Source organism: Streptomyces sp. SBT349 (assembly GCF_001083795.1).
Lineage (GTDB): Bacteria > Actinomycetota > Actinomycetes > Streptomycetales > Streptomycetaceae > Streptomyces.
Genome location: NZ_LAVK01000624.1, coordinates 1 through 1,856, shown reverse-complemented (window position 1 = coordinate 1,856; position 1,856 = coordinate 1). Strand labels below are relative to the sequence as shown.

Genomic DNA, 1,856 nt, shown 5'->3' with positions numbered 1-1,856 from the left:
CCCCCCGCACCGCGGCCCCGGTCCCCGCCTGACCGCGCCGGCGCCGGCGCGGCCCCGACCTCACGGGTCAGTACACCTGGAGCGCCTTCGCGAAGCACCGGCTGTTCGGCTCGGCCGCATAGAGGCCGAACTTCCGGTCCCGCGGCAGCAGTTCGTAGCCGCTGCTCTCGTAGAGCGCGATCGCCTCGGGCTGCATGGTGCCCGTCTCCAGCACCATCCGCACCCGGCCCGCCTCGCGCGCCGTCTGCTCCAGGCGCGCCAGGATCCGCCGGGCCAGGCCCTGGCCGCGGGCCTCGGTGACCACGAACATCCGCTTGATCTCCGCGTCGCCGTCCTCGTACCCGTCCCCGGCCCGCTGCGCCCGCCAGCCCCCCGTGGCCACCGGCCGCGAGGAGGCGTCGTAGGCCAGCAGGTAGAGCCCCGAGGGTGGGTCGAACATCGTCGGGTCGAGCGGCGTGATGTCCCCGTCGCCGTACCGCTCCGCGTACTCGGCCTGCACGAGATCGTTGAGCTTGCGCGCGTCCGGGTGGTCGAAACGCGAGGTCACGATGTTCATGGAGTCATCCTAGGATCGGTCGGATGATCACTTTTGCTTGGTGTGGGCCATTCAACAGCGCGGAGGTCGAGTCGCTCCACGCGGCGGGTTTCGGCCATGAGCCGGGGGACGACGACTGGTGGGCCAGGGTGCGGCGGCACAGCCTCGGGTGGGTGTGCGCCAGGCGGCCCGGCGGGACGCTGGTCGGCTTCGTCAACGTCGCCTGGGACGGCGGCGGCCACGCGTTCCTCCTGGACACCGTCGTGGCCCCGGACGCGGGCCGCGAGGGCATCGGCACCGGTCTCGTCACCCTGGCCACCGAAGGCGCCCGGGAGGCCGGATGCGCCTGGCTGCACGTGGACTTCGAGGACCACCTGAGCGGGTTCTACCTCGACGCCTGCGGCTTCCGCCCGACCCCCGCGGGCCTCATCCCCCTGTGACGTCCCTGTACGGTCGAGCGGTGCTGACCGTGACCACCGTGAACGTCAACGGCCTCCGGGCCGCCGCCCGCAAGGGGTATCTGGGGTGGCTGGCGACGACGGACGCCGACGTCGTCTGCCTCCAGGAGGTGCGGGCCCAGGAACACCAACTACCCGAGTCCGTCCGCTCCCCCGCGGGCTGGCACACCGTGTGGGCACCGGCTGACACGCCGGGGCGCGCGGGCGTCGCCCTGCTGACCCGGCGCGCGCCCGAGGCGGTGCGCGTGGGATTCGGCGCGCCGGAGTTCGAACGCGCGGGCCGCTATGTGGAGGTGGACCTGCCGGGGGTGACGGTGGGGAGCCTCTACCTGCCGTCGGGCGAGGCCGGGACGGCGCGGCAGGCCGAGAAGGAGCGCTTCATGGAGGCGTTCCTCCCCTATCTCACCGAGCTGCGGGAGAAGGCCGCCGCGGGCGGGCGCGAGGTGCTGGTCTGCGGCGACTGGAACATCGCGCACACCGAGGCGGACCTGAAGAACTGGCGCGCGAACCGCGCCAAGGCGGGCTTCCTCCCCGAGGAACGCGCCTGGCTCGGCCGGGTCTTCGCGCCGGGTGACGGCGGACTCAGTGACGTGGTGCGGGCCCTGCACCCCGGCCGGGAGGGACCCTACAGCTGGTGGTCCTACCGCGGGCGGGCGTTCGACAACGACGCGGGCTGGCGGATCGACCTGGTCGTCGGCTCCCCCGGGCTCGCGCGGCGCGCGGTGCGGGCGCGGGTGGAGCGGGCGGCCAGCCATGGCGAGCGGTGGAGCGACCACGCGCCCGTCACCGCGGTGTTCGGCGACTGAGCGGCGAGCCGCCGCGGCGCGCGAGCCCGGGGGAGCCGACGACCAGGTCGATCCGCC

At 74.1% G+C, this 1,856-nt stretch carries 3 protein-coding genes; 2 read left to right on the top strand and 1 reads right to left on the bottom strand.

Annotation, left to right across the window (positions count from 1 at the left end; all coding sequences use genetic code 11):
• Window positions 1-67: 67 nt before the first annotated feature.
• The gene (locus ADY01_RS35295) at window positions 68-556 is read right to left on the bottom strand and encodes a GNAT family N-acetyltransferase (protein WP_049580940.1); all 489 of its coding nucleotides are present in this window, start codon (window positions 554-556) and stop codon (window positions 68-70) included.
• A gap of 23 nt (window positions 557-579) precedes the next feature.
• On the opposite strand from ADY01_RS35295, the gene ADY01_RS35290 reads away from it, so the two are divergent.
• Together ADY01_RS35290 and ADY01_RS35285 are read left to right on the top strand one after the other, a co-directional pair.
• Entirely contained in the window at window positions 580-975 is a 396-nt protein-coding gene (locus ADY01_RS35290) for a GNAT family N-acetyltransferase (RefSeq protein WP_049580939.1), read from the top strand.
• 20 nt (window positions 976-995) lie between these two features.
• Window positions 996-1,799 carry an exodeoxyribonuclease III gene (locus tag ADY01_RS35285; protein WP_199826402.1) on the top strand — a complete coding sequence of 268 codons (804 nt, stop codon included), beginning with the start codon at window positions 996-998 and terminating at the stop codon, window positions 1,797-1,799.
• The last annotated feature ends 57 nt before the right edge of the window (window positions 1,800-1,856 follow it).